General features: G+C 68.9%; 20 protein-coding genes, 3 pseudogenes and 1 riboswitch. Of the genes and pseudogenes, 17 read left to right on the top strand and 6 right to left on the bottom strand.

The window, feature by feature from the left end; genetic code table 11:
• The coding region (locus AB0B89_RS22640; protein ID WP_358556096.1) for a hypothetical protein at positions 1–227 on the bottom strand (227 nt) is incomplete at its 3' end.
• A gap of 123 nt (positions 228–350) precedes the next feature.
• Positions 351–424: riboswitch (S-adenosyl-L-homocysteine riboswitch) on the top strand.
• Positions 425–438: 14 nt separating this feature from the next.
• Between AB0B89_RS22640 and metH the strand changes: the two genes are divergently transcribed.
• The gene (gene metH, locus AB0B89_RS22635; RefSeq protein WP_358556093.1) at positions 439–4,140 is read left to right on the top strand and encodes a methionine synthase; all 3,702 of its coding nucleotides are present in this window, start codon (positions 439–441) and stop codon (positions 4,138–4,140) included.
• Between the two features lie 10 nt (positions 4,141–4,150).
• On the opposite strand, the gene AB0B89_RS22630 is transcribed toward metH, so the two are convergent.
• The gene (locus tag AB0B89_RS22630; RefSeq protein ID WP_358556090.1) at positions 4,151–6,208 is read right to left on the bottom strand and encodes a histidine kinase; all 2,058 of its coding nucleotides are present in this window, start codon (positions 6,206–6,208) and stop codon (positions 4,151–4,153) included.
• A 234-nt stretch (positions 6,209–6,442) separates the two neighbouring features.
• On the opposite strand from AB0B89_RS22630, the gene AB0B89_RS22625 reads away from it, so the two are divergent.
• From AB0B89_RS22625 to AB0B89_RS22560, 14 genes and pseudogenes are all read left to right on the top strand, one after another.
• Positions 6,443–7,012 (top strand): TetR/AcrR family transcriptional regulator, encoded by a 570-nt coding sequence (locus AB0B89_RS22625; RefSeq protein ID WP_358556087.1) that lies wholly within the window; start codon positions 6,443–6,445, stop codon positions 7,010–7,012.
• A 65-nt stretch (positions 7,013–7,077) separates the two neighbouring features.
• A complete protein-coding gene (locus AB0B89_RS22620) occupies positions 7,078–8,253 on the top strand; it encodes a GDSL-type esterase/lipase family protein (RefSeq protein WP_358556084.1) in 1,176 nt (391 codons plus the stop codon).
• 451 nt (positions 8,254–8,704) lie between these two features.
• Entirely contained in the window at positions 8,705–9,199 is a 495-nt protein-coding gene (locus AB0B89_RS22615) for a methylated-DNA--[protein]-cysteine S-methyltransferase (protein WP_358556081.1), read from the top strand.
• Between the two features lie 70 nt (positions 9,200–9,269).
• On the top strand, positions 9,270–9,740 hold the full coding sequence (locus AB0B89_RS22610) for an RNA polymerase sigma factor (RefSeq protein ID WP_358556078.1): 471 nt from the start codon (positions 9,270–9,272) through the stop codon (positions 9,738–9,740).
• Entirely contained in the window at positions 9,737–10,354 is a 618-nt protein-coding gene (locus tag AB0B89_RS22605; protein WP_358556075.1) for a methylated-DNA--[protein]-cysteine S-methyltransferase, read from the top strand. The genes AB0B89_RS22610 and AB0B89_RS22605 overlap by 4 nt, the downstream gene beginning before the upstream one ends.
• Positions 10,351–11,091 (top strand): 2OG-Fe(II) oxygenase, encoded by a 741-nt coding sequence (locus AB0B89_RS22600; protein WP_358556072.1) that lies wholly within the window; start codon positions 10,351–10,353, stop codon positions 11,089–11,091. The genes AB0B89_RS22605 and AB0B89_RS22600 overlap by 4 nt, the downstream gene beginning before the upstream one ends.
• The gene (locus AB0B89_RS22595) at positions 11,078–11,377 is read left to right on the top strand and encodes an Ada metal-binding domain-containing protein (protein WP_358556070.1); all 300 of its coding nucleotides are present in this window, start codon (positions 11,078–11,080) and stop codon (positions 11,375–11,377) included. The genes AB0B89_RS22600 and AB0B89_RS22595 overlap by 14 nt, the downstream gene beginning before the upstream one ends.
• Entirely contained in the window at positions 11,365–11,889 is a 525-nt protein-coding gene (locus tag AB0B89_RS22590; RefSeq protein WP_358556067.1) for a hypothetical protein, read from the top strand. Before AB0B89_RS22595 ends, AB0B89_RS22590 begins: the two co-directional genes overlap by 13 nt.
• A complete protein-coding gene (locus tag AB0B89_RS22585) occupies positions 11,886–12,557 on the top strand; it encodes an alpha-ketoglutarate-dependent dioxygenase AlkB (RefSeq protein WP_358556064.1) in 672 nt (223 codons plus the stop codon). Before AB0B89_RS22590 ends, AB0B89_RS22585 begins: the two co-directional genes overlap by 4 nt.
• Positions 12,558–12,561: 4 nt before the next feature.
• Positions 12,562–13,185: a DNA-3-methyladenine glycosylase I gene (locus AB0B89_RS22580; RefSeq protein WP_358556061.1), complete on the top strand. Its 624-nt coding sequence runs from the start codon at positions 12,562–12,564 to the stop codon at positions 13,183–13,185.
• Between the two features lie 589 nt (positions 13,186–13,774).
• Positions 13,775–14,191: pseudogene (locus tag AB0B89_RS22575) on the top strand (ester cyclase); the annotation flags it as partial.
• Positions 14,192–14,218: 27 nt separating this feature from the next.
• Positions 14,219–14,440, top strand: a pseudogene (locus AB0B89_RS22570) (glyoxalase/bleomycin resistance/dioxygenase family protein); the annotation flags it as partial.
• The gene (locus AB0B89_RS22565) at positions 14,423–14,923 is read left to right on the top strand and encodes a hypothetical protein (protein WP_358556099.1); all 501 of its coding nucleotides are present in this window, start codon (positions 14,423–14,425) and stop codon (positions 14,921–14,923) included. The pseudogene AB0B89_RS22570 and the gene AB0B89_RS22565, both read left to right, overlap by 18 nt.
• Before the next feature lie 278 nt (positions 14,924–15,201).
• A complete protein-coding gene (locus AB0B89_RS22560; protein ID WP_358556058.1) occupies positions 15,202–15,774 on the top strand; it encodes a hypothetical protein in 573 nt (190 codons plus the stop codon).
• Between the two features lie 117 nt (positions 15,775–15,891).
• Here AB0B89_RS22560 and AB0B89_RS22555 read toward each other — a convergent pair whose 3' ends face one another.
• From AB0B89_RS22555 to AB0B89_RS22540, 4 genes are read right to left on the bottom strand one after another with little or no spacing between them, the layout of a single operon-like run.
• A complete protein-coding gene (locus AB0B89_RS22555) occupies positions 15,892–17,514 on the bottom strand; it encodes an ABC transporter permease subunit (RefSeq protein ID WP_358556055.1) in 1,623 nt (540 codons plus the stop codon).
• Positions 17,511–18,380 (bottom strand): ABC transporter ATP-binding protein, encoded by an 870-nt coding sequence (locus AB0B89_RS22550; RefSeq protein ID WP_358556052.1) that lies wholly within the window; start codon positions 18,378–18,380, stop codon positions 17,511–17,513. The genes AB0B89_RS22555 and AB0B89_RS22550 overlap by 4 nt, the downstream gene beginning before the upstream one ends.
• Complete coding sequence (locus AB0B89_RS22545; RefSeq protein WP_358556049.1) at positions 18,368–18,949, bottom strand: hypothetical protein; 582 nt, start codon at positions 18,947–18,949, stop codon at positions 18,368–18,370. Before AB0B89_RS22545 ends, AB0B89_RS22550 begins: the two co-directional genes overlap by 13 nt.
• A gap of 52 nt (positions 18,950–19,001) precedes the next feature.
• Positions 19,002–20,045, bottom strand: coding sequence for an ABC transporter substrate-binding protein (locus tag AB0B89_RS22540; protein ID WP_358556046.1), 1,044 nt, complete (start codon positions 20,043–20,045; stop codon positions 19,002–19,004).
• Positions 20,046–20,705: 660 nt separating this feature from the next.
• Here AB0B89_RS22540 and AB0B89_RS22535 point away from each other — a divergent pair.
• Both AB0B89_RS22535 and AB0B89_RS22530 read left to right on the top strand, forming a co-directional pair.
• Entirely contained in the window at positions 20,706–21,758 is a 1,053-nt protein-coding gene (locus AB0B89_RS22535; RefSeq protein WP_358556043.1) for a LacI family DNA-binding transcriptional regulator, read from the top strand.
• Positions 21,755–22,203, top strand: a pseudogene (locus AB0B89_RS22530) (deoxyribose-phosphate aldolase); the annotation flags it as partial. The gene AB0B89_RS22535 and the pseudogene AB0B89_RS22530, both read left to right, overlap by 4 nt.

Here is a 22,203-nt window from a genome sequence, read left to right as displayed (position 1 = left end):
GACCCGTTCGCCCCGGGCTGCGAGATCGACGTGCTGAGATCCCGGCTGTGAGGCCGCGCGGGCCCGACCGCCATGAGAAGTCCTATCGGAACGATGAGTGGATGAGGCGTCGCCAGCAGTGGCAAGACCGGCAACAACGGTTCGATCCGCGCCCACAGCTCATCCGGAATGACCCACGGCGGCTGCTCGCCCTTCCTCACACAGGTGATCAACCTGTAGATGATCATCGGTATTCCTAGATCATTTTGTTACGGCTTCCTGGCGACCCGTCACGGCGAGCGTTCGCCCATTCCGGTTGTGAAGCGGACGGGGCGTTGAGTCGCGCCCGTTCGCTCTTATATCCTCGGTAGCAAGCCGAGAGGCGCTGCGACGGACCCGGGTCCGCCACGCTCGGCCGCGAATGTTCCAAGGGCGCCTTCCATCACGGGAGGTGCACGGGTGAGCAGACTGACAGACCACGGCGACGCGCAGGGGCGGGTGGCCGTACCCGACGCGACGGGCCGGGGGACCCAGGCCCTGCGGGAGCTTCTCGACCAGCGGGTCGTGGTGATCGACGGTGCCTGGGGCACGATGCTGCAGGGTGCCGGGCTGACCGCGGACGACTATCGCGGTGAGCGGTTCCGGGACCATCCGCATGAGGTGGCCGGCGACCCGGACCTGCTGAACCTGACACGGCCGGATGTCATCCTCGACGTCCACCGCCAGTACCTCGCGGCGGGCGCGGACATCACCACGACCAACACCTTCACCGCCACGAGCATCGGCCAGGCGGACTACTCGCTTCAGCCGCTGGTGCGGGAGATGAACCTGCGGGGCGCCCAACTGGCGCGGCAGGCCGCGGACGAGGTGGGCGGGCGTTTCGTCGCCGGGTCGATCGGGCCGCTGAACGTCACGCTTTCGCTGTCCCCGCGGGTGGAGGACCCCGCGTACCGGGCGGTGTCGTTCGACCAGGTCCGCGCCGCGTACGCCGAGCAGGTTCGGGCACTGGCCGACGGTGGGGTGGACCTGCTGCTGATCGAGACGATCTTCGACACGCTCAACGCGAAGGCCGCGATCGCCGCCGCACGCGAAGTGGCTCCGCATCTGCCGCTGTGGATCTCGGTGACGATCGTCGACCTGAGCGGGCGCACGCTGTCGGGGCAGACCGTCGAGGCGTTCTGGAACTCGATCGAGCACGCCGACCCGCTGGTCGTCGGCCTGAACTGTGCGCTGGGCGCGGAGGAACTGCGCCCGCATGTGGCCGAGCTGTCACGGCTCGCCGGCACGTACACGGCGTGTCATCCCAACGCCGGGCTGCCGAACGCGTTCGGCGGCTACGACCAGACGCCGCACGAGACCGCGCGACTGCTCGGCGAGTTCGCCGCGTCCGGCATGGTCAACATCGTCGGCGGGTGCTGCGGCACGACACCGGCGCACATCGCGCGGATCGCCGCCGCTGTGTCCGATCTGCGGCCGCGCCAGGTCCCGGCGCCCCCGGCGCGTACCCGGTTCAGTGGCCTGGAGCCCTTCGAGATCGGCCCGGACACGGGATTCGTCATGATCGGCGAGCGGACCAACGTCACGGGGTCGGCGCGGTTCCGGCGCCTGGTCGAGGCGGGCGACCACCAGGCCGCCGTCGACGTCGCGCTGGAGCAGGTACGCGGTGGGGCCAACCTGCTCGACGTCAACATGGACGCCGACCTGCTCGACAGCGAGCGGGCCATGACCACGTTCCTGAATCTGGTCGCGACCGAGCCGGAGGCCGCCCGCATCCCCATCATGATCGACAGCTCGCGGTGGAGCGTGCTGGAGGCCGGGCTCAAGTGCGTGCAGGGCAAGGGCGTGGTCAACTCGATCAGCCTCAAGGAGGGTGAGGGCCCGTTCCTGGAGCAGGCCGCGCTCATCCGCGGCTACGGCGCCGGTGTGGTCGTCATGGCCTTCGACGAGCAGGGGCAGGCCGACACCGTCGAGCGCAAGGTGTCGATCTGCGCCCGCGCCTACGACCTGCTCACCCAGCGGGCCGGATTCGCTGCCGAGGACATCGTGTTCGACCCCAACGTGCTCGCGGTCGCCACCGGCATCGCCGAGCACAACGGCTACGCGAAGGCGTTCATCGACGCGTTGCCGCTGATCAAGCAGCGCTGCCCGGGAGCGCGGACCAGCGGCGGCATCTCCAACCTGTCGTTCTCCTTCCGCGGCAACGACGTCGTGCGCGAGGCGATGCACTCGGCGTTCCTCTTCCACGCCGTACGGGCCGGGCTGGACATGGGCATCGTCAACGCGGGACAGCTCGCGGTCTACCAGGACATCCCGGCGGACCTGCTCGAACTGGTCGAGGACGTCCTGTTCGACCGTCGCGCCGACGCCACCGACCGGCTCGTCGCCTTCGCCGAGACGGTCAGCGGGACGGGCACCCGCCGTACGGTGGACCTGTCCTGGCGCGAGGCGCCGGTCGAGCGGCGCCTGGCGTACGCGCTCGTCCACGGCATCGTGGACTTCATCGAGGCCGACACCGAAGAGGCCCGGCTGAACGTGGCGCGTCCCCTCGAAGTGATCGAGGGGCCGCTCATGGACGGCATGAAGACCGTGGGCGACCTGTTCGGCTCCGGAAAGATGTTCCTGCCGCAGGTGGTGAAGAGCGCGCGGGTGATGAAGCGCGCGGTCGCCTATCTTGAGCCCTACATGGAAGCCGAGAAGGAGCGGGCGCGGCTGGAAGGTCGCGCGGAGATCAGCCGCGGCAACGGGAAAGTGGTGCTCGCCACCGTCAAGGGCGACGTGCACGACATCGGCAAGAACATCGTGGGTGTCGTGCTCGGCTGCAACAACTACGAGGTCATCGACCTTGGCGTCATGGTCCCCGCCTCCGTCATCCTCGACACCGCGGTCGCCGAGGGCGCTGACGCCGTGGGCCTGTCGGGCCTGATCACCCCGTCGCTGGACGAGATGGTCACCGTCGCCGCCGAGATGAAGCGCCGCGGGCTGAAGCTGCCCCTGCTGATCGGCGGCGCCACGACGTCGCGTCAGCACACCGCGGTCCGTATCGCCCCGGCCTATGACCGCAGCACCGTCCATGTGCTCGACGCCTCCCGCGTCGTCGGCGTGGTCTCGGACCTGCTCGATCCCGAGCGGGCCGAGGAACTGGACGTGCGCAACCGCGCCGAGCAGGAGCGCCTTCGCGAGCAGCACGCGACCAGGGAGCGTCGTCCCCTGCTGACGCTCGCGCGGGCCCGCGCCAACCATGAGCGGGTTCCGTTCGACGACCTGCCCGTCCCGCCCTTCACCGGCACCCGCGTCGTCCAGCCGGACCTGGCCACTCTCCGCACGATGATCGACTGGCAGTTCTTCTTCATCGCCTGGCAACTGAAGGGCAAGTACCCGGCGATACTCGACCAGCCGGAGGCCCGCGAGCTCTACGACGAGGCGAACGTCCTGCTCGACCAGATCATCGCGGACGGGTCGTTCCAGGCCCGGGGCGTCTACGGCTTCTGGCCCGCCCACTCCGACGGCGACGACATCATGGTCACCACCGCCCCGCAGGGCGCGGGCGACCATCGGATTCTCCGTCTGCCGATGCTGCGCCAGCAGTCGGCCAAGCCCGAGGGCCGGCCCAACCGGTGCCTCGCGGACTACCTGGCCCCGGCGGGAGACCACCTCGGCGGGTTCGCCGTCGCCGTGCACGGCGCCGAGGAACTCGCGCCCATCTTCGAGAAGCGGCACGACGACTACCGGGCGATCATGGTGAAGGCCCTGGCCGACCGACTCGCCGAAGCGTTCGCCGAGCACATCCACCTCCAGGCGCGGCGTGCGTGGTACGAGCCGGACGCCGATCCCTCGATCGAGGACCTGCACGCTGAGCGCTTCCGCGGCATACGCCCCGCCTTCGGCTACCCCGCGAGCCCCGACCACAGCCAGAAACGGGACCTGTTCGACCTGCTCGACGCCGGGCGACTCGACATGGGCCTGACCGAGTCGTTCGCGATGACCCCCGCCGCCAGCGTCAGCGGACTGCTGTTCGCTCACCCCTCGTCGCGGTACTTCAGTGTGGGACGCATCGGCCAGGACCAAGCCGAGGACTACGCCCTGCGGCGCGGTGTCCCTCTTCCCGAGGTCGAGCGCTGGCTGCGCCCCAACCTCGCCTACGACCCTCAGCCGAATCGGTAGGCGGATCGGTCTAGGGAAGCGGTAGCGCGGCCTCCACCTGCGTTCCGGGCCCGGTGCCGATGTCGGTGCCGGTGCCGGTCGCGGGGGCCGGGGTGATCACGCAGGTGCCGCCGAGCTCGGCGGCGCGCTCGCGCATAGAGGCGAAGCCGACGCCGGATCGCCGGTGCCCGGGCAGCCCCTTGCCGTCGTCGCGCACCCGTACGACCAGCACGTGCTCCGAGCGGGCCAGCGTGACGGTGGCCCGGGTGGCCTCGGCGTGCCTGCGCACGTTGGTCAGCGCCTCCTGCGCGATCCGGTACGCCGCGACCTCCACCGCCGCCGGGAGGTCGCCGGTCTCGCCCTCCACCTCGACCTCGACGGGCGGCCCCGGCTCCGCCGCGAGCGCGCCCACCGCCCCGGCCAGGCCGAGGTCGTCCAGGCTTGGCGGGCGCAGACCGTAGACCAGCTCGCGGACCTCCTTGCTGACCGAGTCCATGCCCCCGCGCAGGTCCCGCAGCATCCGGTCGGCCGAGGTCGGCGCCTCGCGCAGGCGCAGCCGGGCCATGTTCAGTGACATCGACATGTTGGCGAGCGCCTGGCCGAGGCCGTCGTGCAGGTCGCGGCGGAGCCTGCGCCGCTCCTCCTCGCGTGCGCTCAGGATGCGCTCGCGGGAGCGCTGCAGGTCGGCCGCCATCAGCACGGCGTGCGCGACGTCCGCGACGTACGGGGTCGCCGCCGCGATCAGCCGTTCGGTGTGGGCGGTGGAGAAGGGACGCGGTCCGGGCGGCCCGACCAGCATCCGGCCGACCGGCTCGCCGTGCCACACCAGCGGCACGACGCGCGGATCAGGCCCGGCCGCGCCCATTTCCACCCGCAGCCCCGCCGTGCCGACCTCGACCAGGACACCGGTGACGCCGAGGCCGTCGTGGACCACCGCCGCGACGGCGGCCAGCGCGTTGACCGGCTCGGTCTCGCCGGCCTCGCGGGCCAGCCTCCTGGCCAGTTCCTCGGGCCGGCCGTGCTCGCCGTACAGCATCACGTCGGTCAGGCGGCGCAGGCGCGTGCGCAGCGGCTGGAAGAACACGCCCGTCGCCAGCGCGGCGGCCAGGCCCGCGACCTGGTCGTAGCCCGCCGCCAGCAGCCCGGCCAGGGTGCCGGTGCCCAGGTACACCGCGCCGACCGCGGCGATCAGGCCCGTGGCGATGACGGTCCGGCCGATGACGGTGTCGATGCCGTACAGGCGGTAGCGCAGCACCGCGAACGCGATCGCCACCGGAATCACCCCGGCCCAGATCGTCACCGGCAGCCAGTAGTCCTCGCCGAGCAGCACGAACGCCGCATAGATGACGAACGCCGACAGCGGCCAGGCGATCTGCCTGCGCGCCGTCGAGTCCGCGTGCCGCAGCCGTACCAGCAGGGAGAGCACCGCGAGCACCATACAGGCGTTGATCAGCAGGGCCAGTGAGCCCGTCAGCACCGTGTGGTAGGGAGCCAGGGCCTCGATCGCCAGAGGGTTCGGGATGACCTCCGGCCAGCGGTACGTGCTCGCGGGCGGCGTCGGCCGCACGATGTTGCGCACGCCGTCGATGACGGTCGCGGCCACGCCGCCGATCGCCACCGGCAGCCAGCGGCGGGAGGGCAGGTGGTCGTCCGGCGAGAGCAGCGGCATGAGGATCCCCAGCGTGCAACCCCCGGCCGTCCAGCCCACGACGGCCAGGATGCGCAGCCACCCCGCGCTCTCCAGGTCGCCGGTCGACGCCTGCGCGAACTGCAGCCCGGTCGCCATCACGTTGACCGCGCAGCCGAGGCCGCCGGCGCACATCAGCCAGGCCAGCCTCAGGCGGGGACGGTGCGCGATCAGGAACGCGCCGATCAGTGGGAACGTCAGGCCCGCGCCGTGGTCGGGCGCCGTTGGCGGCCATGGCGCCCACTCCTCCGGCACCGACAACTGGATCGCGGTGCCGGCCACGGTCAGCGACACCGACAGCACGGCCAGGACGGCCAGCACGGCGGACACCCTCCGCGCCCACACCACCCACCGGGCGTCCATGGGTCCCGCGCCCGGGTCGCCGCCCCCGCCTGCCTTCACTGCTCACATCCCCCTGTCCCCGCAGCAACCTCAGCGACCGTAGCCGGAGTATTGACCAGCCCGGAATAGTAGGGGATCACGCGGCCGAATGCGGTACCGGGGCGAGCCGGCCCCGGTGACACGCGAACGTGGTACGGACCTCCTGCTCATCCGGTGCCTTCGCTGACGACAGTTCGATTTGCCTAAAGCCATTAGGCAAACGCATAATGACTGTCGCTATATGGGAGGAAGGTTATGGTCCGAGCAGGGCTGACCCCGGAGCGCCTGACCCGGGCGGGGGCCGAGCTGGCCGACGAGGTCGGCTTCGACCAGGTGACCGTCTCGGCGCTCGCCCGGCGGTTCGACGTCACGATCGCGAGTCTGTACTCGCACCTGAAGAACTCCCAGGACCTCAAGACCAGGATCGCCCTGTTCGCCCTGGAGGAACTCGCCGACCGGGTCGCCGCCGCCCTGGCCGGGCGCGCCGGCAAGGATGCCCTGGCCGCCTTCGCCGATGCCTACCGCGACTACGCCCGGGAGCACCCTGGCCGCTACGCCGCCGCCCGGCTCAGGCTCGACCCCACGACGGCGGCCGCCAGCGCCGGCGTCAGGCACGCGCAGATGACGCGGGCGATCCTGCGCGGCTATGACCTGACGGAGCCGGACCAGACCCACGCGGTCCGGATGCTGGGCAGCGTCTTCCACGGCTACGTCAGCCTGGAGATGGGCGGAGGCTTCAGCCACACCGCCGTCGACCCGCAGGAATCCTGGTCCTGGATCGTGGATTCCCTCGACGTCCTGCTGCGGAGCTGGACCACGCCCTGACCATCAGCGGGCCGGGCACCGGCGCATCTGAACGACCCGGAATTCTTGATCGACAGGTTGAGGCGATGAACACCGACCACGACTGGATCACCACACCCGTCACCGCGGACCTCCTGCGCGGCGTCCTCGACGTGGAACGCACGGCGCACGGCCTGCTGCCGCACCGGCTGCCCGCTCGGGCTCGCCGGCAGATCCCTGACGACCAACTGGCGCTGGCCGAGGCCCAGCCGTCCGGCGTGCGGCTGGCCTTCCGCACCCGGGCCACCGCCATCGAACTGGACACCCTGCCGACCAAGAGGGCCTACCGAGGTCTCCCGGCCCCGGCGGACGGCGTATACGACCTGCTGGTCGACGGCCGTCTCGCCGCCCAGGCCACGGTGACCGGCGGCAGGGTCCGCACGATCGACATGGCCACCCAGTCCGTAGAACTGCGCGAAGGGCCTCCGGGCACCGCCCGGTTCACCGATCTGCCCGCGCGTGACAAGGACGTCGAGATCTGGCTCCCTCATACGGAGATCACCGAGCTGATCGCCCTGCGTACCGACGCCCCGGTCGAGCCGGCGCCGGACAGCGGGCGCAGGGTGTGGCTGCACCACGGCAGTTCCATCAGCCACGGCTCGAACGCCGCCCACCCGACCGCCATCTGGCCGGCGCTGGCCGCCGCGATGGGCGGAGTGGAACTGGTCAACATGGGGTTCGGGGGCAGCGCGCTGCTCGACCCGTTCACCGCCCGCGCGATGCGGGACACGCCCGCGGACCTGATCAGCGTCAAGATCGGCATCAATGTCGTCAACACCGACGTGATGCGCCTGCGTGCCTTCACCCCTGCCGTCCATGGCTTCCTCGACACCATCCGCGAGGGGCATCCGAGCACGCCGCTGCTGGTCGTGTCCTCCATCCTGTGCCCGGTCCAGGAGGACACCCCCGGCCCCCTCGCGCCCGACTTCGACGGTGGGACCGTGCGTTTCAAGGCCACCGGCGACCCGGCCGAACGCGCCGCCGGGCGCCTGACGCTCAACGTCATCCGCGACGAACTGGCCCGGATCGTCTGGCAACGGGCGGCTGACGACCTGGACCTGCACTACCTCGACGGCCGCGACCTTTACGGCGAGCAGGACTACGCCGAACTGCCGTTGCCCGACGAGGTCCACCCTGACCCCGCAGGACACCGCCGCATCGGCGAGAACTTCGCGCGGCTCGCGTTCGTCGCCGGCGGCCCGTTCGCCGTCAAGACCGGCTGACCACGATCGCGGTCGCGCCGGCCCAGCACCACGACGCTGCCGTTTCGGCCTGGACCTCCTGTAGCCACGGGGAGCCGCCACCCCGGCGAGCCCTGGGGGCCAAGTGACCTTCAGGGGCCAGGAGACCAAGTCCACGAGCGTGTCGTTCGCCGTCCTGTACAGCTTCTCGTAGGGCACGGGGCAGCGGCTGGTCCGTCGCATTCTGCGATTGGAAGGGCACGGCGGGCTGGGATGCCTACGAGTCGCTGTTCGCCGAGATCAGTGTGCGAGTCGTCTGCTTCCCCTACGCCGCGGGTGTGTCGAGCACGCTTCTTCACGAGAAGCTCCGCAGGCTTCCTGCAGCCGCCTAGCACGGCGACCGGCAACGACACCATCTGAAATCTCACGTTCTACGGGCGGCGCACGTCTACCAGCCAGGAGAAGGGAAACGCAGATGAGCACTCGACACATCGTGATCGAGACCCGCCTTGGACCGATCACGCTCGTCGCAAAGGGCGAGACGATTGCCGGCCTGTACTTCAGGCACCACGTCCGCCGGCCCTCGCAGGAGACGTTCGGCCCCGAGGTGGCCGGCTCCACGGACCCGCTGCTGAACGAAGTTGCCCGACAGCTGCGCCACTACCTGGCGGGTCGGCGCAGGCAGTTCGATCTTCCGCTCGCCGCCGAGGGTGACGCGTTCCAGCACGCCGTCTGGGACATCGTGAAGAGCATTCAGTGTGGTGACACGACCACCTACGGTCGGATCGCCGAGCAGGTCGGAGACCGCAGTCTCGCGCAACGGGTCGGACAGGCCGTGGGTGCGAACCCGCTGTGCGTCTTCGTGCCGTGCCACCGCGTCGTCGGCTCTAATGGTTCCCTCACCGGATACGCCGGCGGACTGGAACGCAAGCAGGCGCTGCTGGAGCTTGAGGAGCCGCCTGCGGTCAGCGCTGGACGGTTGTTCTGACCGTAAACCTCACGTTTGTCACCGAAAGTATGTCGTCAATGGGATGGACATGAAACAACCGTTCGAGAACGTGGTCGCGCAGCACGGCGCAACCGTGCTGCGCGTCTGCCGGGTCGTCCTCGGCCCGCACGACGCGGACGACGCATGGTCGGAGACCTTCCTCTCCGCCCTGCGCGCCTATCCCGACCTGCCTGAGACGGCGAACGTGGAGGCATGGCTCGTGACGATCGCGCATCGCAGGGCGATCGACGTGCTGCGTGTCGCGAAAAGGAATCCTCTGCCCGTCGTCGAGGTACCGGAAGCACCGACGGGGCGGGACATCCCGGACTCTGGGGACTCTGACCTTTGGGCCGCGGTGAAAGGGCTCCCGAGCAAACAACGCCAGGCTGTCGCCTACCGCTATGTGGCGGGGCTGGCATACGCCGAGATCGCGGAGATCCTCGGCGGCACCGTTGAGGCGGCCCGAAGAGCCGCCGCGGACGGGCTCAAGAATCTCAGGAAGAAATATCCGGGCGCGATCACGAGAGGAGCATCATCATGAACGACATCCGCCACGATGACGACATGGCCGTCCTGCTGTCGACGCCTGTGGACGCCGGCACTCTCAGTCGGCTCCACCGCCGTCTGGAGCAGGCGGCAGAGCGAGCCGATCTCGTCGATGTCGCTTACACCACCATCGACTCACCTGTCGGCAGATTGCTGCTCGCCGCTACCCCGGAGGGGCTGGTCCGCGTGGCGTACGCCAGCGAGGACCACGATCGAGTTCTGGAAGCCCTCGGCCAGAAGCTTAGCCCGCGCATCCTGCGCGCCCCGAAGCGGCTGGACGAAGTGGCTCGCGAGATCGACGAGTACTTCGCCAAGCACCGCCAGGTCTTCGACCTGAAACTGGACCTGTCCCTGTCTCGCGGATTCCGGCGCCTCGTGCAGACGCATCTGCCCGAGATCGGGTACGGCCAGACCCGCAGCTACCGAGACATGGCCGAGCTCGTCGGCAACCCCAAGGCCGTCCGAGCGGTGGGCACCGCCTGTGCGACCAACCCGCTGCCGATCGTCGTCCCGTGCCACCGCGTGCTGCGTACCGACGGCACGCTCGGCGGTTACATCGGCGGACTCGAGGCCAAGACCATGCTGCTGAACCTGGAGGCCGCGGCATGAGCATCGCGAAGGCGACCGGGAGGAAGACGGATCGGTGGTACAGCCGTGTCGAGTCCGGCGAGTGGGAGGCGATCACCACAGAGGTCAACGAGTATGGCGGCGCACTGCTGCCGCGACTGCTGACCCCGGAGGAGACCGTGGAGATCAGGGAGCTGTACGAGCAGGACGGCCTGTTCCGCAGCACCGTCAACATGGGCCGGCACCGCTTCGGTGAGGGCCAGTACCGATACTTCAACGCCCCGTACCCAGAACCGATCGAGCGGCTCAAGCAGGCGCTGTACCCGCGGCTGCTTCCCATCGCCCGCGACTGGTGGACCAAGCTCGGCCGGCCCGCACCGTGGCCGGACTCGCTTGATGAGTGGCTTCAGATGTGCCACGACGCCGGCCAGACGAAGTCTTCGGCGATCCTGCTCCGCTACGGCGAGAAGGATTGGAACGCTCTGCATCGCGACCTGTACGGCGACCTCGTGTTCCCGTTGCAGGTCGTGATCAACCTCAACGAGCCCGGCGTGGATCACACGGGTGGCGAGTTCCTGCTGCTGGAACAGCGCCCGCGTGCCCAGTCTCGGGGCACGGCCACGCTGCTGCCGCACGGTCACGGATACCTGTTCACCACCCGCGACCGACCCGTCAAGTCCGCCCGCGGATGGTCCGCCGCGCCGGTTCGGCACGGCGTATCCGCCATCCGCTCCGGCGAACGTCACACCCTCGCTCTCGTCTTCCATGACGCCGCATGAGCGACGCAACGAAGACGTACACCCTTCTGGGGGCGGACGGCGTCCCTATCGGTCCGCGGTCAAGGGGCTGTGGGGCGGCCATCAGTGCTCGAAGATCTACGGACGACTCGATTGTCCCGCCGCGCTGCGCGCCATCGCTCGCGGCGGCTACGTGAAGCACCGGGTCTTCTTCGCTGACGAGGCCACGGCGGTCGCCGCCGGGTTCCGCCCCTGCGGAGCCTGCTGCAGGGACCGTTATCAGACGTGGAGGACCACCCGGGAGAACGGCGAACGATGGAAGCCCTGACCACCCCCTTACTGAAGGCGTCAGCGAGTTATGACGCGGACCTGACGGCTACGGATGCCGAGGTAGCGACCGTCATCAGAATTGCTCGCGACCGCCGTGCACGCAATATCGTGATCGGCTCCGGCCGCACCCCTCACGCCCTTGCGACCTCACGCCTGATCGAATCGGCCTGGGATCGCACAGGAGGCGTAACTCTCGATACGATCACCTGGCCCGAGACCGGGGCCTCCTGGCTGCGTCACGCGTCACGGTTCGCCGCCGCCGACCCCGACCTGTGGGTGATGGTCGGGCCGGCAACCGGCTGGGCGCAGATGACCCGGCGGCTGCTGTGGTCGACTCCCTGGAGCCCCGCACGCACCCTCGCGACCGCCGGAATCGGCGACCTGCGCACTCTCGCACTCGTCGGACTGACCGATCTGGACGGCCTGACCGGCGCAAACGCAGACGGTACCTCCTGGCTCGTTGCGCACGATTCCCTCGTGCACCTCACACACACGGAGGGCAAGCGATGACAGCGCTGTTCACTCCGGAGATCCCCGAGCGTGATGGAGGAGAGGTCGCCCCGGGCGCCACCCTGGTCCCTGATTGGCTGACGCGGGAACAGCAGAAGTGGATCGTGGATCAGTTCCGCGAGTGGGTGCAAGGCCCTGTCCCCATCCGCGCCGCGAAGGTCCGCGGACACGAGATGTCGGTGCGCACCGTATGTCTGGGCTGGCACTGGCAACCGTACAAGTACACGCGAGAGGCCACCGACGTGAACGGCGCCCGTGTCCTTCCGTTCCCCGACTGGATGATCCGCGTGGGACGGGATGCCCTCAAGGCCACTGGCCACGACGCAGCCGCGATCCGCTCCTATACACCCGACACCGCGCTGGTGAACTACTACGACGCGGAGGCCCGCTTGGGAATGCACCAGGACAAGGACGAGATCTCCCGCGCCCCGGTCGTATCGCTGTCCATCGGCGATAGCTGCACGTTCCGATTCGGCAACACGGAAAGCCGCGGCAAACCCTATACCGACGTGCTGCTGGCCTCCGGCGACCTCTTCGTCTTCGGCGGACCCGCCCGACTGGCCTACCACGGTGTCACCAAGGTGCACGAGAGCACCGCCCCCGAGGGATGCGGACTCAGTCGCGGCCGGATCAACATCACGATGCGCATGACCGGGCTTGACGGGTGATCGAATGACCCAAGGTGCGAGCACTACCACCGCCGACCCCGGCGTCGTCGTCGGGGACGACGGGCTCGCCCGGCCCGCATGGGCAGCCGCTGCCCCTCTGCTGCGCGAGTACTACGACACAGAGTGGGGCATGCCGGTCACGGACGAACGCGGCGTCTACGAGCGCGTCAGTCTCGAAGGATTTCAGGCGGGACTGTCCTGGGCAACGATCCTCCGCAAGCGACCCGCATTCCGTGCGGCATTCGACAACTTCCTCCCGGACGCGATCGCTGCTTACACCGAGACCGATGTCGAGCGGTTGATGGCCGACGTCGGCATCGTGCGCAACCGGCAGAAGATCCAGGCGACCATCACCAATGCCCGCGCCACCATCACGCTGCGCGAGGAGATGGGCCTGGCCGAGCTGGTGTGGTCCTTCCGACCCGAGAGCACGCCCTGCCCCCAGACCTTTGCAGAGATCCCCACGAAGTCCGCCGAGTCGGTCGCGTTGTCAAAGGAGCTGCGCCGACGCGGATTCGCCTTCGTCGGCCCGACCACCATGTACGCGCTCATGGAGGCGATCGGCATCGTCGACACCCATCTGCTCGGCTCGCATCGACGGGGCAGCTCTGGAATCTGGACATCGTGACCCTCCTCCACCTGATCCCGAACGGTCCCACTGACTTTGAGATCGCTCTACGGATGCTGGCTGCCCACGCGATCCCAGGAGCCGAAGAAGTCGACATCCCGGGCCGCACCTACACCCGGCTTCCGACCCACGCAGGAGGCCCTGCACGGGTGAAGATGACCTTCGCCGAGGATGGGGTCGTCCGCTCGGTGTCGGAGAGCAGGTGCTCAAGATCGAACTTCTGCGTAACGCCTGCGAGGCGGGCATCGACCGAGTGATCGTCCGGGATGGCACGGCGACAGAGGCCATCTCCAAGGCCCTTGGCCTGCACCCCCCGAGGTGACCGCATGACCGAGGCATCACGGACGCCCACGCCCCCACCGGATTAGACCGGACGCGTCTGCACATCCAAGAGGAGATTCCTGTCGCAGCAGGCTTCGCCTCTTCAATCCGTGGTCGTTCAGCGGCCCGACTCGCGAATGCTCAGCACCGCGTTCGGCACCTCGTATCTTCACCGCCAATCTCACGTATCGGCTTCGACCAGCGTCTTCAAAATGTCACCACGCCTGCTGGCGGACCGGTGGCGGCTACCGACAGAAAGGACAAACCCATGTCGCTCGAGAAGAACAAGGCCATTGTCGGCCGATGGTTTACGGAGTTCTGGGGCAACCCCTTCAACCCCGACATCATCGACGAGCTCGCCGCTCCGGACATCCGGTTCGAGTACTCGCTGCACAAGCCCATGCGCGGTCGCAACGAGGTGCGCGAGTTCGCGACCAATTTCCGCACCGCGTTCCCGGACCTCAACTTCTGGGGCACCGCGGACCTCATCGCCGAGGGCGACTACGTCGTCGGCCAGTGGGAGGGCGGCGGCACGCACACCGGGCCGATCATCTTCGATGACCTTCCCATCGGCTCCGCGCCGGCGGCGTCCGGCAAGACGCTCCGCTTCACCGGCACGACGGTGCTCAAGATCCAGGACGGTCTCATCGTCGAGGAGCTCGGGCTCGACGACGGTGTGAAGGTCCTTCAGCAGCTCGGAATCATCCCTACCGCCTGAGCTGAGCGCCCGCTCAAGCTGGTGCTCATCGAGGGCGAGGAGGGTCAGGACACCCGCATGGACCACCTCGGCCGCCGCCACCCAGCGGCTCACCGAGGCCGGGCCGGCCACCTTCACCGAGAACGACACCTCCTGCTGCTGTGCCCTGCAGGACAAGGTCTGGGTCCACGGCCCCGGCAACGAGCCCTGGGAGGGTATGTGGTCAAGGCCGACGCCGGCACGTTATCCGGGTGCCAGGCCAAAAAGCACTGGGCCGCGCCGTCGCTCCCGGCCGACGCCGAACGCCGCAAGGAAACCGCCGGCGAGACAAGCGCCGTGGCCAAGACCACGATCCACCAGCTACTGTCACGCCGCGACATCCGGCTACGCGAGAAGACGCTGTGGCGGATGCTCTATGAAACGGCGGCCGGAGCCTCGGAGATCCTGGCGCTGAACGTCGAGGACCTGTCCGAGCGGCGCCCGGTCCCGGCCCGGCGCCCGGCCGCCGCCGACATCCGCCCGCACACCGGCCACGCCCGCCTCGGCTACGACCGCGCCCGTGTCCTGCTCGACACCTACGCCGGGCTCGACCTCCACCAACCCCGCACCGCCATGCGCTACGTCAACCCGGCAATGAGGCCATCGCCAAGGTCACCGAGGTCCTGGCACCCCATCGCCGTACCCACTGATCAACCGATTGGCGGCTGCCCGGAGCTATAGGAGTTCCGGGCCGTTTCAGAGAGATCATCCCAGTTATGGGGATATAAAGCGCTTCATCCGATATACCGCACAAATGGCCCGTCGGGGCCATATCCCATTTGCCGCATTAACCGGCAGTCGCCACACTTGCCTGATTAATCATCTGTGTTGCCGCCCTAATACGGGGTAGTTCACCTATGTGCCGCCATTATGGTGATACAGCGCTCGATTCTCTGCATTTACTAACGGGGGGTATTTAGGTGATTCATCCACCTAGAGGCAGGCAGTCTCTGACGCGAATGATCAACGACCGGTCCCTGTTCGCCTACATCGGCGCGGCGGTCACCGCCGGGGCGCTCCTGGCGCCGGCGCTTCCCGCGCAGGCCGCGTCTCACGCCGGCACCACGAAGAACGGCTCCCACGCCCTCTTCCTGCTCCCGTCGGCACCCGGCGGCGGAGGCGGCGGAGGCGGCGAAGAAGAGGCTCCCTCCGCGAAGAAGCCCAGAAAGGAAATCCGGAAACACCGCCGAGTACGCTACGTCGTCCAACGTCCACAAAAGCACTACGAATACCCGGAAGAGAGCGTCGAAGTCTCGCCCGAGCACGGCGGAGGCGGCGGCTACCGACACCACGGGAGGCACCACGGCCACCACCACAACAATCATTTCGCCGACGACCTCTACCGCACGCGGCACCTGCGCAGATTCCACAGCTACCACGAGGCCCGCGCGGCGCTCATCCGGGACGCGCGCCGCTGGCTCCATCCAGGACCAGAGAAGGCCGAGCCGCAGCGACCCAAGGGCCAGGATGCCGTGCGCATCGTCCACAAGGAGCCCGGCGCTCTCAAAGGTTCCGGCCGGAAAGGCCGGTAAGGCCCGCCGGGACCCCAGAGCCCAGGGGTGAACCGGCACCCAGGGACCGGCCGGACCCGCGGGTCCGGCCGGTCCTTTGAGTCGAAGTCGTCGCGGTGCCACCCCCTCCCGGGGAGGTCAATCCACCCGCTGCGGCGCGTATCGCGCGACCACCGGGCGTTCCAGGGCGGCGACCAGGGCGTACAGCGCCACGGACACCAGGACGATGATCACGGAACCCGACCACAGCGCCGCGAAGCGGGAGGCGGTGTAGTCCGCGACGAGCAGGCTGCCCAGCCCGGTGCCGCTGGCGAGCCACTCCGCCAGGGTGGCGCCGGCGATCGCCCCGGGGATCGCGATGCGCGCGGAGGCGAACATCGAGGGAAGCGCGTACAGCAGCCGTACCTTCCTGGTGACCATGAGCTGCCCGCCGCCGAGCGACGTGATGACCTCACAGGCGAGCACGGGGGCCGCGCGCAGTCCCTGGCTGACCGTCACCAGGGTGGCGAAGAAGGTGACCACGGCGACGACGACCGTGACGCCGAGCAGCCCGCGCCCGAAGACGAGGGCGAGCAGTGGCGTCAGGGCGACCAGAGGGATGGACCGCAACACGATGGCGATCGGAAGGACGACCTGTTCGGCGCCGCGGAACGCCACCAGGGCGCCGGCGACCAGCGAGGCGGCGATCATACCGACGACGTAGCCGACGCCCGCGTCGAGCAGCGTCGTGCCCAGCGCGGCCAGCAGGCGGTGCCGATGCTCGGCGGCGTCGTCACCGGCGAACAGGTGGGCCGCGACGTCCGCCGGGGTCTTGGCGAAGTACGGATCGAGGGCGAAACCCCGGACGACCGCGTACCAGGCGGCCACGACGAGGAGGATCGAGCCGGCCAGCCCGGCCGCCCCGGTGAGGAGGGACCGCAGGCGCCCGCCGGACGCCCGCGATGCCACGGCGCCCACGCCCACGCTCACGTCCCGGGCCGCCCACGGGGTGAACCGGCGGGCGATGATCGCGACCACCGCGTAGCCCAACCCCGCCAGGGCCGAGATGACGAGCGCCACCGCCCAGGTGCGCGCCACCTGGAACGACGACTGAGCCTGCACCAGCATCACGCCGAGCCCGCTGCTTGAGCCCAGGTACTCGCCGATGATCGCGCCGAGCAGCGCCGAAGGTGCCGCGATCTTGAGCCCGGCGAACAGGCTGGGCAGCGCGGCGAGCAGGCGCAGCTTGCGCAGCACCATGAAGGAGCCGCCGCCCAAAGAACGGATGAGCTCGATCGCGCTGCGGTCGGCGGACCGCAGTCCCAGTACGGCGGCCGTCAAGGTGGTGAAGAAGACCGACAGCCCGGCCAGCGCCTCCTTGGGGACGTCACCGGGCAGCACGATGACGAGGATGGGCGCGATGGCGACGAGCGGTACACAGTAGCTCGCGACGGCGATGCGCAGCAGTAGCCTCTCCACGGTCGGCACCTGGACGAAGACGGCGGCGAGCACGACGGCCAGCAGGTTCCCCCAGAAGAACCCGATGGCCGCCTCGGACAGCGTCGTGGCGACGTTGCCCGAGTAGACGTGGCGGTCGTCCCCCATCGCCTGGAGGACCGCCCACGGCGAGGGAACGACCCGCAGGCCGGCGAAGACCCGCGCGAGGATCACCCAGACGATGAGCAGCCCCGCCATCGCGGACACCGTGCCCGCCCAGCGCCGGACACCGGTGCGAGCACCCGCGGTGAACGCGGCGCGCCGGGTCGCCACGAGTTGGTTCACCGGACGTCCTCGTGGGAGCCGGCCCGGTCCGAGTCGTCCCCGCCGTGGTCCCCCTCGCCGAAGAGCCGCTCACTGAGGCGGTCGCAGAGCGCGTGGAACTCCGCCGAGCGTGTCACCTCGACGCCTCGCGGCCGCGGCAGGTCGATCCGTACGGTGTCGACGATCCGCCCCGGGCGTGCGCCCATCACCACCACGGTGTCGGCCAGGAACACCGCCTCGACGATCGAGTGGGTGACCAGGAGGGTCGTGGTCGTACGTTCCAGCCAGATCCGCTGCGTCTCCAGGTTGAGCCGCTGGCGGGTCATCTCGTCCAGGGCGCCGAACGGCTCGTCCATCAGCATGACCTCCGGCTCTCCGGCGAGGGTGCGCGCGAGCGCCACCCGCTGACGCATGCCGCCGGAGAGCTGGGCGGGACGGGCCTTCTCGAAGCCGGTGAGCCCGACCAGGCGCACCAGGTCGGCCACGGCCGTACGGCTCACCGGCCGGCCCGCGACCTCGAAGGGCAGCGCGATGTTGGCCTCTACGCTGCGCCAGGGCAGCAGGGCGGCGTCCTGGAAGGCGACGCCGATGCGATGCTCGCGCCGTAGGTCGTCGGGAGAACGGCCGTGTACGTACGCCGTGCCGGACGACGGCCGCTCCAGACCGGCGAAGATGCGCAACAACGTCGACTTGCCGCATCCGGAGGGGCCGAGCAGGGCGGTGAACTCACCGTGCCTGGTGTGCAGATCGACGTCCCGCAGCGCGGGAACCTCGGTCGTCCCGACGTTGAAGGTTCTGCTGACGGCGGTCGCGGACAGGCCCTCCGCGCCCGGCCGACCGCCGGGAGGCGAGGCGGCCGCGTGCGCGGCGGGCGTCACCCTTCCCATTTCCCCTCCGCCACGATGTCGAGGAGCAGCTCGCGATAGGAGGTGTCGCGGCCGGGGATCTCGTTTTCCACCTTCGAGGCTTCCCGCATGAAGTGCGCGACGTCGCGGCCCATCTCCTGCCCTCGGCGGGTGTGCATGTCGAGGGCGTACTCGGGGATCTCGGGGAGCCGTTCCCCGCTGCGCAGCATGTGGACGGCCCACTGCCCGAGCTCGTCGGTGGTGCGGTCCTTGGTACGGCTGACCAGGAACCGCACGGCGTGCACCGCGAACAGCCACCTGTCGCCGTACTCCCGCGAGATGCGCTGGTGCATGCGGTACAGGGCGTCGACGACGACGGGTTCGGCGAACGTGCCGGTCCCTGTGTCCTCGCACGACATGACAAGGAGGCGCGACCACATCACCTCCTCCAGCTCGGCGCTGCTCTCGTACATCTCACGCGCGACGAGCAGCGCGTTCTCCATCAGGCCGCGGCGCACGGACTTCTGCAGGGTCGAGATCAGCTCGTCGGCGGGGAATCCGCGCAGGCTGGTGACCCGAGTCCAGGGATCTTCGGTGTGCGAGACAGGCACTGCGGTGCGCTCCTGTTCGAAATGGACGGTGGTCAGAACGGGTGAGGAGTCCTCAGAGGCGGGTCTTGCCGGCGTAGACCTCGCGCAGGACGCTCGTGTCGAAGAGCTCCTCGGCGGTGGCCTTGACGCCCAGCGAGGTCAGGGTGGCGATGTTGGCCGCGATGCCGTCGGGGCTCATGGTGAGCAGGCCGTTCGCCTTGGCGTCCTGGGTCTCGATGACCGATCGGAACGCCTTCGCGGTCTTCTGCTGCGCTTCCAGATCGAGGTTGAGGCTCTTGCCGTACTTCTCGACGACCAGCTTGGCCGCGGCGTCGGTGTCCTTGAGCGCGTCCTGCCAGCCGCGCGCGGTGGCACGGACGATCTTCACGATCTGCTCGCGCTGAGCCTTGTCGGCGAGCGTCTGCTCGCGGACGACCAGCACGTCGGCCCAGACGTTGTAACCGTATTTGTCCAGCGTGAACGCCGTCGTCTGCACGCCCTGGAGTTCGAGCTGGATCGGCTGGTTCACCAGCATCGACATGAACGCGTCGCAGTCCCCGGCCACCAGGGGCGACGGGTCGAACTGCACCGGTACGAGGGTCACGCTCGCCGGGTCGATGCCGTTCGACTTGAACACGCTGTTCATGATCTCCACACCGCTCTGCTGGACCCCCAGGCGCTTGCCGACCAGGTCCTTGAGCGTGTTCACGGGAGCCGAGGCGAGAGACATGATGGCGGTCGGGTTGACCAGCAAGGTCGCGGCGACGATCTTCAGGGCCGCGCCCTCGTTGCGCGCCTTGGCGATGGTGTCGACGGAGTCGAGGCCGACCATGGCCTTGCCGCTGATCACGAGTGGTTCGACGACGACCGAAGGGCCGCCCGGCGTCAGCGTCACGTCGAGCTGCTCGTCTGTGAAGTAGCCGGCGTGGTCGGCCATGAACAGGCCCATGTTCTCGACGTTGGCCACCCATCCGAGCTGGAAGTTCACCTTGGCGGGGCCGGATGCGGAGGTGGTGGTGGAGGAGGATGAGCAGGCGCTCAGCGCGGTCCCGGCGGCGAGGAGCGACACGCCGCCCACGCCGGACAGGAAGGCGCGACGAGAGAAGGACGAGTGCATGGCAGGAGCCTTTCTGGGGGTTGAGCGGACGACCTGGCGAAGGGGACGTGAACCCCGTGCCGGTCGGCGGTGCCCACTGGCCTGACCGGGCCGGTAGGCCGAAACCGTCCTGTGTGCGGCAGGCCGGCACGATGCGGCGCTCGCTACAGCACCGGCTGGCGAATGTGAGAAGGGGCCGTCTCGGCGCGTGATGAGCTCAAACTGACAACGGTTTCCCCCGGGCGTTGGACAGACGCCAACGCCTGCGTCGTCCTTCAGGACCGATCACCGAGACTCCTTTGGCAAGATATGCCCGCCCGAAATGAGGCGGTACTCCGCATAGTTGCAGGTAGGACGATTGCCTTGATGTCGATCCGCTGTCAAGGGGGTGGCAGTGGAAGTAACACAACGACACAAATTCGTGACATGTCCGTCCACTGCCGGGACGGGGCTCCGAGAGCCGAAGCCGCTGGCCACGCCGGTAATGACATCGATTTCACTCGCTGGGCCATGATCGGCGGCCATCCGGACCGGCCGGTGGGGATTCCGTCCTCCCACGGGCGCCGAGCTCGGAGGATCCGGGACGAATAACAAGTCGGCAACAGGAGGACTGCTTGCTGTTGACGTTGCCACCGACAGGAGTGCAACCATTGCGTGACAACGGTTTCACCGGGAGCGCACTTGATCACCATCCATGACGTAGCGGCTCACGCCGGTGTTTCCGCCGCGACCGTCTCACGTTTCCTGCGTGGCCGGCGGGTACGCTCGTCCGAGGCCATCCAGGCGGCCGTGGATGAGCTGGGCTACTCGCCGAGTGCCGCGGCGCAGTCCCTCAAATCAGGGCGCACCTACACCATCGGGGTCGTCGTCCCGGACATCACCAACCCCTACTTCGCCGCCGTCGTCAAGGGGATGGAGTCCGTCACCCGGGCGGAGTCGTACCGCATCCTGCTCGCCAACAGCGACGAGAGCAGCGAGCGAGAGGACGACGTGCTCGCCGACATGGTGCGCCGGGTGGACGGCCTCATCCTCGCACCCGCCACGGAACGGGACCGGAGCCCGTTGAACGTCAGGGACGCCGAAGTGCCGCTGGTGTTCATCGACCGCGATCTGAAGGGCGGTGAGCACTTCGACGCGGTTCTGGTCGACAACGCCGACGGAGGCCGGCAGGCGGCCGAGCACCTGCTCAAGCTCGGCCACACCCGGATCGCCGCGATCAGCGGCCCGCCGGACACGACGCCCGGCCGCTGCCGCCGGGAGGGGTTCCTGGAAGCGCTCGCGGCCGGGGGCGTCGACGTCTCCCCCGAACACGACCTGATCGGCGATTTCCGCGAGCAGAGCGGCTACCAGCTCGCCTTGTCCCTGTTGTCGCTGCCGGAGCCCCCCACCGCCGTCTTCACCGCGAACAACCTCATGACCCTCGGCGCCCTCAAGGCCCTCCACGACATGCGGGTCGACGTACCGGGGCAGGTGAGCCTGATCGGTTTCGACGACCTGGACACCGGCCCTCTGCTCCGGCCACCGCTCACCGTCATAGACCGGCCGATGATCGAGCAAGGAGTTCTGGCGATGCGGCTGCTCCTTCGCCGGTTGGACTCGGAGTACCACAACGACATCCCCCGTCGCATCGTCCTTGGCACCAAGCTCATCGACCGGGCCTCGACGGCGCAGCCCCGCAAGCCCGGTGGCGGAGCAGCCACCCTTCCACGAGTGGGAAAGACACGATCCAGATGAGCGACACCACCACGGGTGCGGGCCGCTTCGACCCGGACGGCGTCACGTCGTCTTCCAGGGCGCTGCGAGCGTTTCTGCATGGTCTTCCCGGCGTCGATCGCGTGGGCGCTGATCAGCGTGCCGCGATGCTGGGTACCCGTTCGATCAAGACGACCGCCAAGGCGCGGGCTATCGATCTGGCCATCTCGATGGTCGATCTGACCACGTTGGAGGGCGCGGACACGCCGGGCAAGGTGCGGGCGATGTGTGCCAAGGCGGTGCGGCCCGATCCGGGGGATTCCTCGGTTCCGGGGGTGGCGGCGGTGTGTGTGTATCCGGATCTGGTGGCCGAGGCGGTGGGGGCGGTCGGGTCTTCGGGGGTGCGGGTGGCCAGTGTGGCGACCGCGTTCCCCAGTGGCAGGTCCTCGCTGGGGGTGAAGGTGGAGGACACGGCGCTGGCGGTCGG

The organism is Sphaerisporangium sp. NPDC049002 (assembly GCF_040649355.1).
GTDB lineage: Bacteria > Actinomycetota > Actinomycetes > Streptosporangiales > Streptosporangiaceae > Sphaerisporangium.
This window is presented reverse-complemented; position numbering and strand designations above follow the sequence as displayed.